We start from the raw sequence: 15767 nt of genomic DNA on the forward strand, positions 1-15767 counted from the left end.
CCCGGCGGTGCTCGCCCGCCGGGCCCGAAGGAGGATCCCCGATGGCCACCGCCGCCCCGCCGAGACCCGCCGCCCGCACCCGCCGGGCGGCCCCGCGCCGCCCGGCCGCCGCCCGGCCGGACGCGGTGCTGGGCCTGATCGCCGCCGGGGCGCTCGGCGTCCTCGCGCTGTGGTGGTCCGACACCCCGGCGGTCGCCGGGGCGGCCGGCTGGCTGACCGGGGCGGGCCGGATCACCGGCCTGCTCGCCGGGTACGCGGCGCCGGTGCTGCTCCTGCTGATGGCCCGGCTGCCGCCGGTGGAGCGCGGGGTAGGCGCCGACCGGCTGGCCCGCTGGCACGCGTTCGGCGGGCGCTGGCTGGTCGCCGTGGTGACGGTGCACGTGCTGTCGGTCGTCTGGGGGTACGCGCTGACGGACGGGCGCGGCCTGTTCGGCGAGGGCGTGGAGATCGTCTTCCACTACCCCGAGATGCTCAAGGCCGCGCTGGGCACCCTGCTGATGCTGGGCACCGGCGCCGTCTCCGCCCGGGCCGCCCGGCGCCGCCTCCCGTACGAGGCCTGGTACTACCTGCACCTGGCCACCTACCTCGCGGTGGCGCTCGCCTTCGGCCACCAGCTGGCCACCGGCGCCGACCTCGGCGACGGCCCGGCCCGCGCCGCCTGGTACGCGCTCTACCTCGGCACCGCCGCCCTGCTGGGCTGGTACCGGCTGGCCCGGCCCTGGCTGCTCGACCGCCGGCACCGGCTGCGGGTGGCGGAGGTGCGGCGGGAGGGGCCGGGCGTGGTGTCGCTGTTCCTGACCGGTCGGCGGCTGGACGAACTCCGGGCCGAGCCGGGCCAGTTCTTCCGTCTCCAGTTCCAGGCGCCCGGCCTGCGGTGGGCCGCCAACCCGTACTCGCTGTCCGCGCCGCCGCGCCCGGACTTCCTGCGCTTCACCGTCAAGGACCTCGGCGGGCACAGCGCCGCGGTGGCCGCGCTGCGCCCGGGCACCCCGGTGCGCGCCGAGGGCCCGTACGGGGCGTTCACCGGGCGGCTGCAACGGCGGCGCCGGGTGCTGCTGCTCGGGGCGGGGGTGGGGATCACCCCGCTGCGGGCGCTGTTCGAGACGCTGCCGGGCGAGCTGACCCTGGTCCAGCGGGCCGGGCGCCCGGAGGACGTGCTGTTCCGGGCCGAGCTGGCGGAGGTGGCCCGGCGGCGGGGCGCCGCGGTGCACGAACTGGTCGGCCCGCGGGCGCGGATCGGCGACCTCGGCCGCGCGCTCGCCCGGCTCGTCCCCGACCTCGCCGAGCACGAGGTCTACCTGTGCGGGCCGGACGCGCTGGCCGAGGAGGCCGTCCGTTCGCTGCGGGCCGCCGGGGTGCGGGCGGGGCGCATCCACCGGGAGTCCTTCGACTTCTGAGCCCGCTCGCCGAGCCTGCCGGACCTGCCGAGACCCGTCACAACGCCACCTCCGCCACACCCCCGAGGAGCCCCGCCCATGCGCCGAGCCGTCGTCACCGGTGCCGCCACCGCGGCCGGAGTCGTCCTGCTGCTCTCCCTCAAACCGCACGGGGCCGCCGGGCCCGCGCCGGTGATCAGCTCCGGCGGCACGGGCTCGTCCGGTACCGCAGGCTCGTCCGGCGGCGCGGGCTCGTCCGGTACCGCCGCCGGGGCCTCCGACGCCACCGCCGGGCCGTCGGGCTCTCCCAGCGCACCGGCCGCCGGTGCCGCGGCCGGCGCCGGCGGCACCCGGAAGGTCACCGGCGACGCCGTGAACACCCGCTACGGCCCCGTCCAGGTCGAGGTCACCCTCGCCGGCAGCCGGATCACCGCCGTCGACGTCGTCAAGTACCCCACCGAGGACCGCCGGGACCGCGAGATCAACAGCTCCGCGCTGCCCCTGCTCAACCAGGAGGCGATCGCCGCACAGAGCGCCGGGATCGACGTGGTCAGCGGCGCGACCTTCACCAGCGACGGCTACGTCCGCTCCCTGCAGAGCGCGCTCGACCGCGCCGGGCGGTGAGGCGCGGTGCTCCGCCACGCCGAACCCGTCATGGGCACCGTCTTCTCGATCGCCGTCCGCGATCCCGGCCCGGACACGCCCGCCGCGCTCCGCCGGATCGCCGACCGGCTGCACCGGATCGACGCGGTGTTCTCGCCCTACCGGCCGGACAGCGACATCAGCCGCCTCGACCGGGGCGAACTCGCCCTCGCCGACTGCGATCCACAGGTCCGCGTCGTCCTGGCGGCCTGCCGCGAGGTCGCCGCGCAGACCGACGGCTTCTTCACCGAGCGGCCCGGCGGCCGGCTCGACCCGAGCGGCTGGGTCAAGGGGTGGGCGGTCGAGGAGGCGGCCGGGCTGCTGGCCGCCGCCGGGGCCCGGCAGTACTGCGTCAGCGGCGGCGGGGACGTGCAGACCGCCGGCGGCCCGTGGCGGATCGGGGTCGCCCACCCGCTGCGGCCGGGCGCGCTGGCCGCCGTGCTGGGCGGCGACGACCTCGCGGTGGCCACCTCCGGCACCGCCGAGCGCGGCGCGCACATCCTCGATCCGCACACCGGCCGGCCGGCGTCCGGCCTCGCCTCGCTGACCCTGGTCGGCGCCCCCGGCACCGGGATCGCCCGCACCGACGCCTGGGCCACCGCCGCCTTCGCGATGGGCCCCGACCGCGCGCTCGCCTGGGCCGCCCGGCAGCCCGGCGTCGAGGCCCTCGCCGTCCTGCCCGACGGGACCAAGCGCTGGACGCCCGGCCTGCCCCGGCACCTCCCGCCCACCGGCCCCGCCGACTGGCGGCCGGCCGCCCCGGCGGCCTGAGCAGGGCCGTTTGCGCGCCAACTGGCGTTCGAACGCTGATAGTTCACTCCATCAGGTGAAGAACTCGATCATGACTCATCCGCTCCGACCCGGGTGGCCGATAGTGGGGAGACCGATCGGACGCACACCATCCGGTCCCACCGGAACGCGTGGACCCACGGACACGCGTGAACCCACGGAAAGAGGTAGCGACACATGCCCACCGAGGCCACCCGGCGGATCGACCTCGTCTTCTCCCTGTTCGACGCCAACCGCAACGGCGTCGTCGAGGTCGACGACTTCAACCTGATGACGGCCCGCGTGGTCGCGGCCGCCGCCGATTCGGACGAGGCCGCGAAGGCCGCGATCCGCGCCGCCTTCCGGCGCTACTGGACCACCCTGGCCGACGAGTTGGACACCAACGGCGACGGCGTGATCAGCCGCGAGGAGTTCGGCGGCTTCGTCCTCTCGCCCGAGCGCTTCGGCCCCGCCGCCGGCGAGTTCGCCGACGCCCTGTCCGCGCTCGGCGACCCGGACGGCGACGGCCTGATCGAGCGCCCGCTGTTCGTGGCGCTGATGACCGCGATCGGCTTCGAGCACGCCAACATCCACGCCCTCTTCGACGCCTTCGGCCCCACCCCCGAGGACCGCATCACGGTGGCCGTCTGGGCCGCCGGGATCCGCGACTACTACGCCCCGGACAAGGCCGGCATCCCCGGCGACCTGCTGGTGGGCCAACCGGCCGCCTGATCTCCCCGGGGCGCGCCCGCCCCGGATCGGCTGAGCGACGACGGCGCCGCCCCGCGCCTGCCCGGCGGCGCCGTCCCACGCTTCACGCACCGGGCCCACGGCGCCCGCGCCACCACCCACGACCGGTCCGCCGTCCAGCCTGTCCGGCCGATCCTGCCGGACAGGACCTGGTCGCGGCTTCCCGAAGTCCGAACACCAGGAGGGACCATGGCCACCGCCGCCCGCCCCCGTGCCGGCGTCGACGAGGGCGTCGGACCGACCGCCCTGATGGTCGCCGCCGCCCGCGCGATCGAGACCCACCGCCCCGACGCCCTCGCCCGGGACGCCCACGCCGAGCACTTCGTCCGCGCCGCCCGGTCCTCCGCGCACTGGCCGGTCCACCCCCGGGACGTCCCGGACGGCGAGGCCGATCCGCTCTGGGGTCGGCTCGGCCGCTACTTCGCCCTGCGGACCAGGGCGTTGGACGACCAGCTGCTGTGGTCCGCCCACCTGGGCGTCCGCCAGGTGGTCCTGCTCGGCGCCGGCCTGGACACCCGGGCCTTCCGACTCGACTGGCCCGCCGACCTCGCCGTCTTCGAGGTCGACCGGCCCGAGGTCCTCGCGTTCAAGCAGCGCGTCCTCGACCGGCTCGACGCCCGGCCGGCGGCGCGCCGCGTGCCGGTGGCCGCCGACCTGCGCGGCGACTGGGCCGACGCCCTCACCGCGGCCGGCTTCCAGCCCGCCGAGCCGACCGCCTGGCTCGCCGAGGGCCTGCTGCCCTATCTGCCCGCCGCCGCCGAACAGCGGCTCGCGGCCGCCGTCGACCGACTCGGCGCCGCCGGCAGCACCTTGGCGTACGAGGCCAGGCTCGGACCGGAGTCCGCGGCGGTCCGCGACAGCCCCGTCTACACGACCGCCCGCGAGCGGCTCGGCGTCGACCTGCTCGCCCTGTTCGACGCCGGGCCGCGCCCCGACACCACCGCCGATCTCACCGCGCGCGGCTGGTCCACCACCGTCCACACCCCGTTCGACTTCACCCGCCACTACGGCCGCGGCCCCCGGCCCGAACCCCACGACGCCTTCGCCGCCGACCGCTGGGTCTTCGCCACCCGGTGACGCCCCCGCTCCGGGCCGCCCGGCCGGCTTGCGCGGTTCTGCGCACAGTCCGCCGCCCCACGGGCCCGGCGTGATCCAACGGACACGCCCTAGACTTCGGCCATGCTCAAAGCCGACCGTACCGCCCGGATCCTCGCCCACATCACCGAGGCGGGCAGCGCCGATGTGCACGAGCTGGCCGGTCTCCTCCAGGTGTCACCGGCCACCGTCCGCCGGGACCTCCAGGAACTGCACGAGCAGGGCCTGCTGCACCGCACCCGTGGCGGGGCGGTCACCGGTGCCGTCAACCTCGAACTGCCGCTGCGCCACAAGCACGGGACGCGGCAGGCCGAGAAGCGGCGGATAGCGCTGGCGGCCGACCGGCTGGTGCCGGACGGCTCCGTGGTGGGCCTGACGGGCGGCACGACGACGAGCGAGCTGGCCCGGGTGCTGGCCGAGCGCGGCGGGATCACCATCGTGACCAACGCGGTCAACATCGCGGCGGACCTCATCGTCCGGCCGGACGTCCGCCTGGTGGTGGTCGGCGGCCTGGCCCGGACCACGAGTTACGAGCTGGTGGGGCCGGCCGCCGACCGGATGCTCGCCCAGTACCACCTGGACCTCGCGTTCATCGGGGTGGACGGCCTGACGGCGCAGGAGGGCTGCACCACGCACGACGAGATGGAGGCCCAGACCGACCGCGCGTTCCTGCACGCCAGCGCGCGCTCGGTGGTCCTGGCGGACAGCACCAAGATCGGCCGGGTGACCTTCGCCAAGATCTGCCCGCTCGCCGAGGTGCACGACCTCGTCACCGACGACGAGGCCACCGCCGCGCAGGAGAAGGCGATCGCCGCCTGCGGGGTCCGGGTCGCACGCGTCTGACCTGTTCACACGGGGTGCCCGGCCGGGGAGAACCGGCCGGGCTCTCTGCTGCACCGCCAGTTGTCATGCAACGGTCCGATAACGACATCCGGGCGACACCTCGACCCCGCCGGTCCGCCTCGTGAATACTGCCCGACGCCACGCTCTTTCGAATCTGCTCAGAACCAGCGCTCTTCAAGCAACTAGGATCAAGCGGCGTACGAAGGCGGTAACTGCGGTGAACACACGTGTACGTGCCCTCTGGGCGGTCTGTGCCGTCGGCGCGCTCGCCCTCACGGCGTGCGGCGGCAGCAGTGGCGGGTCCTCCCCGAACGGCGCCGTGACGCTCAAACTCGTCGCCGCCGACTACGGCGAGAAGGAGTCCAACAGCTCCAAGGCCTACTGGAACGGCGTCGCCACCGCGTTCACCGCGGCCAACCCCGGCATCAAGGTCGACGTCCAGGTGATGAACTGGAACGACATCGACAAGCAGGTCAAGACGATGATCCAGAGCGGCAACGTCCCCGACGTCCTGCAGACCGGGGGCTACGCCGACAAGGTCGCCGACGACCTCCTCTACAAGGCCGAGGACGTCCTGTCCGCCGACACCCGGGCCGACCTGATCCCGAGCTTCGCCGACGCCGGCCGGGTCGACGGCGTGCAGTACGGCATCCCGTTCGTCTCCTCCGCCCGCGCCTTCTTCTACAACAAGGCCGTCTTCCAGCAGGCCGGCATCACCCAGCCGCCCACCACCTGGGACGAGGTGCGCAAGGACGCCGAACTGATCAAGGCCAAGGCGCCCGGGGTCACCCCCTACGCGCTGCCGCTCGGCCCGGAGGAGGCCCAGGGCGAGAGCATGATCTGGGAGCTCGGCAACGGCGGCGGCCCCACCGCCAAGGACGGCACGTACGCCATCGACAGCCAGGCCAACGTCGACACCTTCCGCTGGCTCAAGGCCAACCTCGTCGACACCGGCCTGACCTACGCCAACCCGGCCACCACCGACCGCAAGACCGCCTTCGCCGACTTCGCCGCGGGCAAGGCCGCCATGGCCAACGGCCACCCCTCGCTGATCCAGATGTCCAAGGACGGCAAGATCGACTACGGCATCGCGCCCGTCCCCGGCAGGACGGGCCCGCTCGCCTCCACCCTCGGCGTCGCGGACTGGACGATGGCCTTCAAGAAGAACGGCCACCGCGACCAGATCAGGAAGTTCCTCGACTTCGCGTACTCCAAGGACAACACGCTCGCCTTCGACGAGACCTACAACCTGCTGCCGGTCACCCAGGGCACCCTGCGCGAGATGACCGCCAGCGGCAAGCACAAGGACCTCGAACCGTTCTTCGCCCTCCTGCCGAACGCCGCCTTCTACCCGCTCGGCAACACCACCTGGGACGCGGTCTCGGCCGAGCTCAAGAAGAGCATCGGCACCGCCGTCGCCGGCGACCCGGCCAAGGTGCTCGGCGACCTGCAGAAGAAGGCCCGGGACGCCGTCGCGAACAAGTAGGGCACGCCCGCCCCGGCCCGCGCCCCGTCCGAAAGGCACCGCCGTGTCCCTCGACTCCCCCACCCCCCAGGCCTCCGGGCCCGGCCGGCCCGCCCGGACGGGCTCCGGCCCCGGCCGGCTCGGACCGCTGCCGTGGATCGCCCCGGCCGTCCTGCTGATCCTGACCGTCGTCCTGTGGCCCGTCTACGAGATGGCCCGCACCTCGTTCCTGCGCATCAGCACCAGCGGATTCGTCCGCGGCTCCGCCGGGCTGGACAAGTACCGCAAGCTCTTCGGCGAGGCCGACCTCGGCCGGGTGCTGCTCTCGACGGTGGTCTGGACGGTGGCCGTCGTCGGCCTGACGATGGCGCTCTCGCTCGGCCTGGCCCAGCTGTTCAACCAGCGCTTCCCCGGGCGCAGGTTCGCCCGCTGGGCCCTGATCGCCCCCTGGGCCGCGTCCGTCCTGATGACCGCCATCGGCTTCCGGTGGATGCTCGACCGGACGGCCGGCGTGCTCAACACCGCGCTGACCGACCTCGGCCTGGTCGACGGCCCCCGGGACTGGCTCGGCGACCCGTCGACCGCCTGGCCCTGGATGGTCCTCGTCGCCGTCTTCGTCTCGCTGCCGTTCACCACCTACACCCTGCTCGCCGGCCTGCAGACCGTCCCCGGCGAGCTGTACGAGGCGGCCCGGGTGGACGGCGCCTCCCCGTGGCAGGCCTACCGGAGGATCACCCTGCCGCTGCTGCGCCCGGCCTTCCTGGTCGGCCTCGTGATCAACCTGATCAACGTCTTCAACTCCTTCCCCGTCATCTGGGGCATGACCCAGGGCGGCCCCGGCAGCGCCACGGCCACCAGCACGGTGTTCATGTACCAGCTGAAGAACACCGACATCGGCGAGTCCGCGGCCATGTCGGTGGTCAACTTCGCCCTGGTGGTGCTGATGGTGCTCGTCTTCCTCAAGGTCGGCCGCTGGAACGGGGAGGAGCGTTGACGGCCCGCCCGCCCACACGCCGGCCACGCCCGCCCGCGCGCCGGATCCGGCCGCAGACCGAGCCGCGGATCCGGGCTCGGATCCGGCCGCGCACCCTGGTCATGGCGGCGGCCGCCTGGCTGCTGGCGGCGGTCTTCCTGCTCCCGTACCTGGAGATGGCCGTCACCGCGCTGCGCCCCGCCGACGAGCTGCGCGACGCGGGCTACCTGCCGCGCCACCCCGCCTGGTCCAACTTCGTCGACGTCTGGCGCGAGTCGACGCTCGGCGCCAACCTCAAGGTCACCCTGCTGGTCGCCGGCGGCTCCACCGTGCTGGCGCTGCTGGTCGCGCTGCCCGCCGCGTACTGCACCGCGCGGTTCAGGTACCGGGGCCGCAAGCTCTTCCTGCTGCTCGTCCTGGTCACCCAGATGTTCCAGCCGACCTCGCTGCTGGTGGGCCTCTACCGCGAGTTCTACCAGCTGGACATGCTCAACTCGGTCTGGACGCTGATCCTCTGCAACGCCGCCTTCAACCTGGCCTTCGCCGTCTGGATCCTCACCGCCTACATCGGCTCGATCCCGGTCGAGTTGGAGGAGGCCGCGCTGCTCGACGGCCTCGGCCGGCTCGGGGCGCTGCGCCGGGTGGTGCTGCCGCTGGCCATGCCCGGCGTGGTCACCGCGGTGATCTTCACCTTCATCTCCGCCTGGAACGAGTTCGTGATGGGCCTGACCCTGTCGACGGCCCCGGAGAGCCAGCCGCTGACCGTCGGTATCAACGGCTTCATCGGCAACTACACCGTGGAGTGGAACTACCTGTTCGCCGGATCGGTGGTCGCGATCGTGCCGGTCGTGGTGCTGTTCGCCGTCATCGAGCGCCACGTCGTCTCCGGGCTGACCGCCGGATCGGTGAAGTAGCCCCGGCCGCCGTCCGGGGTGTCGAGAACGGCGGCTCCACCATTGACATGGACCGGCCATAACTGTGAATGTTGCTTGTATTCCCCCATGTTCAAGCAGCTTCGCGCAGTAAGTGAACATCTCTTGCTCATCCGACGGGAGAACACACCGTGCGCTTGGTACGACCTCGCCTCCGCCGGGCCGCCCTCACCGTGGCCCTCACCAGCATCGCCGCCATCGCCGGGCCCGCCCTGCCGGCCCGCGCCGCCACCCCCGGCTCCGCCGTCCTCGACGGCAGCCACCAGAGCACCACCTGGCAGAGCCCCACGTACGCCAAGGGCACCCTCGGCGGCGCCGCCTCCTGCCCGTCCGCCGCCCAGGACCCGGACGGCACCGTCTGCGGCCGCTTCGACCTGACCGTCGACGCCCCCGCCGGCTACTGGGACGACAACCCCGAGGGCGGCGTCCCGCTCTCGATCCAGTGGCAGAACCCCGCCGACGACTTCGACCTCTACATCTACGACGCCAACGGCAAGGAGGTCGCCGAGAGCGCGGGCACCGCCAACCCCGAGGCGACCGTCATCCCGAAGGCCTCGGGCACCTACCACGTCCTGGTCGTCCCCTACGACGTGCACGGCGGCTCCTTCACCGGCCGCGCCTACCTGCCGCAGACCGCCGACGCGGGAAACCTCACCTCCTTCTCCGGCGGCCAGGGCAGCTACGACATCGCCGCCGGCACCCTCAAGGCCAAGGTCGACTTCCTCGCCGACGACCAGCTGCGGCTGCGCGCCGCCCCGGACGGCGTGCTCACCGACCCGGCCGGCAGCACCATCATCCGCAAGCAGCCCGAACTCCAGCGCAGCACCTCGTCGTTCGACGCCGGCGACTACTACGGCATCCGCTCCAAGGACCAGGTGCTGCGGGTCTACAAGCACCCCCTGAGGTTCGGCCTGTACAAGGCCGACAACCGCACCGCCGTCTGGCAGGAGGACGCCCCGCTGCGCTGGTCCACCAGCGGGCTGCGGCAGAGCCTGGTCCGCGGCGCCGACGAGCAGTTCTTCGGCGGCGGCGAACAGAACGGCTCCTTCTCCCACCGGGACAAGACCGTCCACGTCGCCAACAGCACCAACTGGAACGAGGGCGGCTACAACAACTCGCAGCCGTTCTACATCTCCACCGCCGGCTACGGCGTCTTCCGCAACACCCTCGCACCGGGCATCTACGACTTCGGCTCGCCCGTGCACACCGGCCAGCAGGAACGACGCCTGGACGCCTACTACTTCACCGGCGACGTCAAGTCGGTGATCGGCAAGTACACCGCCCTGGTCGGCAAGCCCTTCATGCCGCCCGTCTACGGCCTGGAACCCGGCTCCGCCGACTGCTACCTGCACAACGCCAACCGCGGCGAGCGCCACACCACGGATTCGCTCAAGGTCGCCGACGGCTACGCACAGAACCAGATGCCGCTCGGCTGGATGCTCGTCAACGACGGTTACGGCTGCGGCTACGAGAACCTCGCCCAGACCGGCGAGGGCCTGCGCAAGGACCACGCCCAGCTCGGGCTCTGGACCCAGAACGGCCTGCCCGACCAGGCCGCCGAGGTCAAGGCCGGCGTCCGGGTGCGCAAGCTCGACGTCGCCTGGGTCGGCAACGGCTACGACTTCGCGCTGAACGCCTGCGACCAGGCCAAGGCCGGCATCGAGGACGGCAGCGACGCCCGCGGCTTCGTCTGGCTGCCCGTCTCCTGGGCCGGCGCCCAGCGCTGCGGCGTCCTGTGGAGCGGCGACCAGAGCCTGTCCTGGGACTACATCCGCTGGCAGATCCCCACCTACGCCGGCGCCACCATGTCCGGCATCGCCTACAACACCGGCGACGTCGGCTCCATCTACCGCCGCGACCCGAAGATGTACACCCGCGACCTCCAGTGGAAGTCCTTCCTCCCGGCCATCATGACCATGGACGGCTGGGCCAAGGACATGGCCGGCAAGGAGCAGCGCGACCAGCAGCCCTGGCTGGACGGCGAGCCCTACACCTCGATCAACCGCAAGTACCTCCAGCTGAAGGAGCGGCTGCTGCCGTACATGTACACGCTGTCGGCGGAGGCCACCAAGACGGGCGTCGGCGCGGTGCGCCCGCTCGCCCTGGAGTACCCGGACGACCCGGCGGCCCTCGGCCCGAACGCCAAGTACGAGTTCCTGGCCGGGCCGGACTTCCTCGTCGCGCCGGTCTACTCCGACACCTCGGTGCGCGACGGCATCTACCTGCCCAAGGGCACCTGGACCGACTACTGGACCGGGCGCACCTACCAGGGCCCCACCACGATCAACGGGTACTCCGCGCCGCTGGACACCCTGCCGCTGTTCGTCAAGGGCGGCTCGATCGTGCCGATGTGGCCCGAGGGCACGCTGTCCTGGGAGAACCGGGACCGCACCCGGCTCGACTACGACCTCTACCCGCAGGGCGACTCCTCCTACACCCTGTACGAGGACGACGGCGTCACCCGCGGCTTCGCCGCCGGCGCCTCGGCCACCCAGCGGGTGGACGTCCGCGCCCACGGGCCGGTCACCGTCGTCAAGGTCGGTGCCAGCGTGGGGAGTTACACCGGCAAGCCGGCCGAGCGGGGGTACCGCTTCACCGTGCACGGCAAGCCCGCCCCGCGCCTGGTCGTCACGCAGGGCGGACCGCTGCCCCGGCTGGACTCGGCGGCGGCGCTCGACTCGGCCGCCTCGGGCTGGTACTACGACGCCGCGACCGGGGTCACGCAGGTCAAAACGCCTGCCGTCTCCACCGACCACGGCTTCTCCGTCGAACTGATCCACGGCGGCCGCTGACCGGCCGGATGCCGCAGGGCCTCCTCGCGAACCGCTGCGAGGGGGCCCTGCGGCGCTCCGGGGCCGCCGTGTCCGGGGCCGCCGTGTCCGGGGCCGCTGTGTCCGGGGCATTCCCCGGCCCGCCCCCGTCCCGTAGCGTGGCGGGGGTGAACGCGAACCCGTCCACCCCCGCCCGGTACGACGCCGTGATCGTCGGCGGCGGCCACAACGGGCTGGTGGCCGCCGCCTACCTCGCCCGGGCCGGATGCCGGGTCCTGCTGCTCGAACGGCTGCCCCGGGTCGGCGGCGCCGCCGTCTCCGCCCGGGCGTTCCCGGGCGTGGACGCCCGACTGTCGCGCTACTCCTACCTGGTCAGCCTGCTGCCGCACAAGATCGTCCAGGACCTGGGCCTGCGGCTCGACCTGCGGCGCCGCCGGATCGCCTCGTACACCCCCACCGTCCGGGACGGGAAGCCCACCGGCCTGCTGGTGGACGCCGCCGACCCCGGCCGGACCGGGGAGTCGTTCCGGGCCCTCACCGGAACCGACCGGGAGTGGGAGGCCTGGCAGCACTTCTACGGCATGACCGGGCAGGTCGCCCGACGGGTCTTCCCGACCCTCACCGAACCGCTGCCCGCACGCGCCGAACTGCGCCGGCGGATCGCCGACGACGCCGCCTGGACCACCCTGTTCGAACGGCCGCTGGGCGAGACGATCGAACGGACCTTCAGCGACGACCTGGTCCGCGGGATCGCCCTGACGGACGCGCTGATCGGCACCTTCACCCACGCCCACGACCCCTCGCTCCGGCAGAACCGCTGCTTCCTCTACCACGTGATCGGCAACGGGACGGGCGACTGGGACGTCCCGGTCGGCGGCATGGGCGCGGTGACGGACGCGCTGGCCGAGGCGGCCCTGGCCGCCGGCGCGGAGCTCCGCACCGGGTGCGAGGTCACCGCCATCGCCACCGACGGCCACGGCGACGCCGAGGTGACGTACCGCCACCAAGGCGGCGAGGCCACCGCGGCGGGCCGCCGGGTGCTGGTCAACGCCGCCCCGGCCACCCTGGCCCGCCTCCTCGGCGAGGAACCCGGGCCCGCGCCCGAGGGCGCCCAGCTGAAGGTCAACCTGGTGCTGCGCCGGCTGCCGCGGCTCCGGGACACCGACGCGGACCCCCGGGAGGCCTTCGCGGGCACCTTCCACATCGCCGAGGGCTACCGGCAGTTGGAGACCGCCTACGCCGAGGCGGCGGCCGGCCGGATGCCCTCCGCGCCCCCGTCGGAGATCTACTGCCACACCCTCACCGACCCCACCATCCTGGGCCCCGAAGCCGTCCGCCAGGGCCTCCAGACGCTGACCCTGTTCGGCCTGCACATGCCCGCCCGGCTGTTCACCGACCCGGCCGCCAAGGAGCGCGCCCTGGCGGCCAGCCTGGCCCAACTGGACGAGGTGCTGGCCGAACCGATCGCCGACTGCCTCGCGCCGGACGCCACCGGCCGGCCCTGCGTGGAAGCCAAGACCCCGCTCGACCTGGAACGGGAGATCGGCCTGCCCGGCGGCCACATCTTCCACCGGGACCTCTCCTTCCCGTTCGCGACCGGGCCGGTGGACGGCCCCGCCGCCCGCTGGGGCGTGGCGACGGCCCACCCGAACGTCCTGCTGTGCGGCGCGGGCGCCGTCCGCGGCGGCGGAGTCAGCGGCATCCCCGGCCACAACGCCGCCCGGGCCGCCCTCGAAGCCCTGTCCGGTTAGCCCCGTTCGGCGTCGGTCAGCGCCGGTCGGCTTCGGCCTCGGCGGTGGTCTTCAGGTCGTGCAGCCACCCGTCGAGGCCCTGGCGCAGGATCGCGGTCGCGGTGGGGACGTCCGCGTCGACCTGGGGCCCGGTGTGGGTCTCCTCGGTGCTCACCCGGACGCCGCCCTTGACCCGGGTGAAGTTCCACACGTGGACGCCGTCGATGTGCAGCCCTTCGGCGTCGGCGGGGCCGGTCCAGCGGAGGCAGGACTCCCGCTTGAGCTGCTGGACGGTCGAGGTGATGTCCAGGCTGGTGGCGGTGGTCGCGGGGTTGGGCGGGAGCGGGGTCGTCCACCGGAACGCCGAACCCGGGCGCAGGCGGCCGTGGTCGAGGCGCTCCGCGCTCGCGACGGGGCCCTGCCAGGACGGCCAGCGCTCCACGTCGGTCTGCAGCTTCCAGATGGTGTGCAGCGGCGCGTGGATCACCGTCTCGGCCCGGTAGCGGACCTGGGCCCGGGGGTCGACGCCCTCGCCGCGGCAGGTCAGGGACGGACCGGGGCGCGAGGTGGCGGCCCCGGCGGGCGCGGCCGCGGCGCCGAGGAGGCTGACGACGAGCGGGACGGCGAACAGGGCGGCGCGGACGCCGGTGCTGCGGGTGCCGGACATGGAATTCCCTTTGGTCGAGTGTCAGTTGGTGGGCTGGCGTTGCCTGTCGAGCTGCGAACGCGGCTGCGGCGACCCTGCGCTCGATAGATGCTTGCGCGTTCGTTAGAAGTTATAACGCGGATCCGCGTGAGGGGTCAACAGCTTTCGTGACACCCTCTAACCAGAGGCTCGAACGGTGAGCGGCGGAGCGCCCCCAAACTCTCCTTATGGGACGGAACGTGTCGAACCCGGGACCCTACGTGACCTTCGCCCCCACCCCGGTCGGCGCGGCACCGGGCCGCCCGGCCATAAGTCCTGCTTGGCGAGGGGCCTATGAACCGTCGTTGGACGCGGCGGCGCGATCGGCTCGATGTTGGCCGCATGACGTCTCCCGCCGCGTCCGACGCGGCCGCCGTGAACCAGAGCAGCACCCCGCAAGAGATCGCCGTGGTGGGCGCAGGCGCCGCCGGCACCCTGACGGCGCTGCGCCTGCTCCACCACGCGGCCGCCGGGAGACCCGCACCGGCCCGGATCTGGCTCATCGACCCCGGGCCCGCGGGCCCGGGGCTGGCGTTCGGCACCGACGCGCCGCACCACCTGCTGAACGTCCGGGCCGGCCAGATGAGCGCCCACCGGGACGACCCCGGCCACTTCGTGCGCTGGCTCGGCGACCGCGGCGGCGAGCACGACTTCGTCCCCCGGCGCCTCTTCGGCCGCTACCTCGCCGAGAGCCTGGCGGCGGCGGCCGACCGCCCCGGCGCCCCCGACCTGGTCCGAGTGCCCGACCGCGTCGTCGCCCTCACCCACCGACCGCAGACGACCACCCCGCCGCTGCGCCTGTGGCTGCACGACGGGCCGCCGCTCGACGTCGACGCGGCGGTGCTGGCCCTGGGCAACTTCGCACCCGGCCAGGCCTGGGCACCGCCGGCGCTGCGCGACTCCGGGCGGTTCCTGGCCGACCCCTGGGCTCCCGGCGCCCTGGCCGCCGTCCCCGAGGACCGCGACGTCCTGCTCGTCGGCACCGGCCTGACCATGGTCGACATGGCGCTCAGCCTGCAACGCCCCGGACGCGTCGTCCACGCCCTGTCCCGGCACGGCCTGGTCCCCCGACCGCACGCCGCCACCCCGCTCACCACGCCGGCCACGCCGGCCACCCCGGTCGCCCCGGTCGCCCCGCAGCTCGACGCCCGTACGGGGCTGCCCGCGCTGCGCCGGGCGGTGCTGTGCCAGATCGCCCGCTGCCGCCGCGTCCACGGCGACTGGCGGGCCGGGGTCGACAGCCTCCGCCCCCTCACCAGCGCCCTGTGGCAGCAGCTCCCACCCGCCGACCAGGCCCGGCTGCTGGCCCGGGACCTCCGGCTCTGGGAGACCCACCGCCACCGGATCCCGCCGGTCAGCGCCCAGGCCCTGCGCGCCGCCGTCGACGCGGGTCTGGTCAGCATCGGCCGGGGCACCGTGGCCGACGCCAAGACCACCTCGGACGGCCCCGACGGGGGCGGCGAGGTCAGGGAGGTCGGCGAGGTCGGCGAGGTCATCGACGTCCGGCTGGACGACGGCCGCGCGCTGCGGGTGGGGGCGGTGCTGAACTGCACCGGCTCCGAAGCCGAACTCACCCGGGTCGACGACCCGCTGATCACCGACCTGCTCACCACCGGCCTCGGCTCCCCCGCCCCCGGGGCCCGCGCGGGCGACGCCCCCCGCCCCCGCCCCCCCCCCCCCCCCCGCGCGCCCGGCGGCCCCCCCCGCCAGGACCGCCGGGGGCGGCGTGCGCGGAAC

13 protein-coding genes are annotated in these 15767 nt (G+C 74.0%); 12 read left to right on the top strand and 1 reads right to left on the bottom strand.

Annotated features, from left to right (window positions below):
- The first annotated feature begins 41 nt into the window (after window positions 1-41).
- The 11 genes from ACFVHI_RS22585 (at window position 42) to ACFVHI_RS22635 (ending at window position 13366) form a co-directional block, all read left to right on the top strand.
- Window positions 42-1397: a ferric reductase-like transmembrane domain-containing protein gene (locus ACFVHI_RS22585; protein WP_380342029.1), complete on the top strand. Its 1356-nt coding sequence runs from the start codon at window positions 42-44 to the stop codon at window positions 1395-1397.
- A 78-nt stretch (window positions 1398-1475) separates the two neighbouring features.
- Window positions 1476-2000, top strand: coding sequence for an FMN-binding protein (locus tag ACFVHI_RS22590; RefSeq protein ID WP_380342032.1), 525 nt, complete (start codon window positions 1476-1478; stop codon window positions 1998-2000).
- Window positions 2001-2030: 30 nt separating this feature from the next.
- Window positions 2031-2789, top strand: a complete 759-nt coding sequence (locus ACFVHI_RS22595; protein ID WP_380342060.1) for an FAD:protein FMN transferase — start codon at window positions 2031-2033, stop codon at window positions 2787-2789.
- Window positions 2790-2984: 195 nt separating this feature from the next.
- On the top strand, window positions 2985-3518 hold the full coding sequence (locus ACFVHI_RS22600; protein WP_063350461.1) for an EF-hand domain-containing protein: 534 nt from the start codon (window positions 2985-2987) through the stop codon (window positions 3516-3518).
- A 207-nt stretch (window positions 3519-3725) separates the two neighbouring features.
- Complete coding sequence (locus tag ACFVHI_RS22605; protein ID WP_380342036.1) at window positions 3726-4613, top strand: SAM-dependent methyltransferase; 888 nt, start codon at window positions 3726-3728, stop codon at window positions 4611-4613.
- A gap of 102 nt (window positions 4614-4715) precedes the next feature.
- Complete coding sequence (locus ACFVHI_RS22610; RefSeq protein WP_380342039.1) at window positions 4716-5474, top strand: DeoR/GlpR family DNA-binding transcription regulator; 759 nt, start codon at window positions 4716-4718, stop codon at window positions 5472-5474.
- 217 nt (window positions 5475-5691) lie between these two features.
- Entirely contained in the window at window positions 5692-6960 is a 1269-nt protein-coding gene (locus tag ACFVHI_RS22615; protein ID WP_380342042.1) for an extracellular solute-binding protein, read from the top strand.
- A gap of 43 nt (window positions 6961-7003) precedes the next feature.
- Window positions 7004-7933, top strand: coding sequence for a carbohydrate ABC transporter permease (locus tag ACFVHI_RS22620; RefSeq protein WP_380342045.1), 930 nt, complete (start codon window positions 7004-7006; stop codon window positions 7931-7933).
- A 44-nt stretch (window positions 7934-7977) separates the two neighbouring features.
- On the top strand, window positions 7978-8826 hold the full coding sequence (locus ACFVHI_RS22625) for a carbohydrate ABC transporter permease (protein WP_380342063.1): 849 nt from the start codon (window positions 7978-7980) through the stop codon (window positions 8824-8826).
- A 155-nt stretch (window positions 8827-8981) separates the two neighbouring features.
- Complete coding sequence (locus tag ACFVHI_RS22630; RefSeq protein ID WP_380342048.1) at window positions 8982-11636, top strand: TIM-barrel domain-containing protein; 2655 nt, start codon at window positions 8982-8984, stop codon at window positions 11634-11636.
- Window positions 11637-11782: 146 nt separating this feature from the next.
- Entirely contained in the window at window positions 11783-13366 is a 1584-nt protein-coding gene (locus ACFVHI_RS22635) for a phytoene desaturase family protein (RefSeq protein WP_380342051.1), read from the top strand.
- A 16-nt stretch (window positions 13367-13382) separates the two neighbouring features.
- On the opposite strand, the gene ACFVHI_RS22640 is transcribed toward ACFVHI_RS22635, so the two are convergent.
- Entirely contained in the window at window positions 13383-14012 is a 630-nt protein-coding gene (locus ACFVHI_RS22640; RefSeq protein ID WP_063350454.1) for an SRPBCC family protein, read from the bottom strand.
- 360 nt (window positions 14013-14372) lie between these two features.
- On the opposite strand from ACFVHI_RS22640, the gene ACFVHI_RS22645 reads away from it, so the two are divergent.
- A partial coding sequence (locus tag ACFVHI_RS22645; RefSeq protein ID WP_380342054.1) for an FAD/NAD(P)-binding protein occupies window positions 14373-15767 on the top strand: 1395 nt, incomplete at its 3' end.

The organism is Kitasatospora sp. NPDC127121 (assembly GCF_042677305.1).
Classification (GTDB): Bacteria; Actinomycetota; Actinomycetes; order Streptomycetales; family Streptomycetaceae; genus Kitasatospora.

Excerpts from the sequence above, each read along its gene's own strand:
- ACFVHI_RS22585 (WP_380342029.1), top strand. The coding sequence starts at position 42 with ATGGCCACCGCCGCCCCGCCGAGACCCGCCGCCCGCACCCGCCGGGCG.
- ACFVHI_RS22590 (WP_380342032.1), top strand. The coding sequence starts at position 1,476 with ATGCGCCGAGCCGTCGTCACCGGTGCCGCCACCGCGGCCGGAGTCGTC.
- ACFVHI_RS22600 (WP_063350461.1), top strand. The coding sequence starts at position 2,985 with ATGCCCACCGAGGCCACCCGGCGGATCGACCTCGTCTTCTCCCTGTTC.
- ACFVHI_RS22595 (WP_380342060.1), top strand. The coding sequence starts at position 2,031 with ATGGGCACCGTCTTCTCGATCGCCGTCCGCGATCCCGGCCCGGACACG.
- ACFVHI_RS22640 (WP_063350454.1), bottom strand. The coding sequence starts at position 14,012 with ATGTCCGGCACCCGCAGCACCGGCGTCCGCGCCGCCCTGTTCGCCGTC.
- ACFVHI_RS22605 (WP_380342036.1), top strand. The coding sequence starts at position 3,726 with ATGGCCACCGCCGCCCGCCCCCGTGCCGGCGTCGACGAGGGCGTCGGA.
- ACFVHI_RS22610 (WP_380342039.1), top strand. The coding sequence starts at position 4,716 with ATGCTCAAAGCCGACCGTACCGCCCGGATCCTCGCCCACATCACCGAG.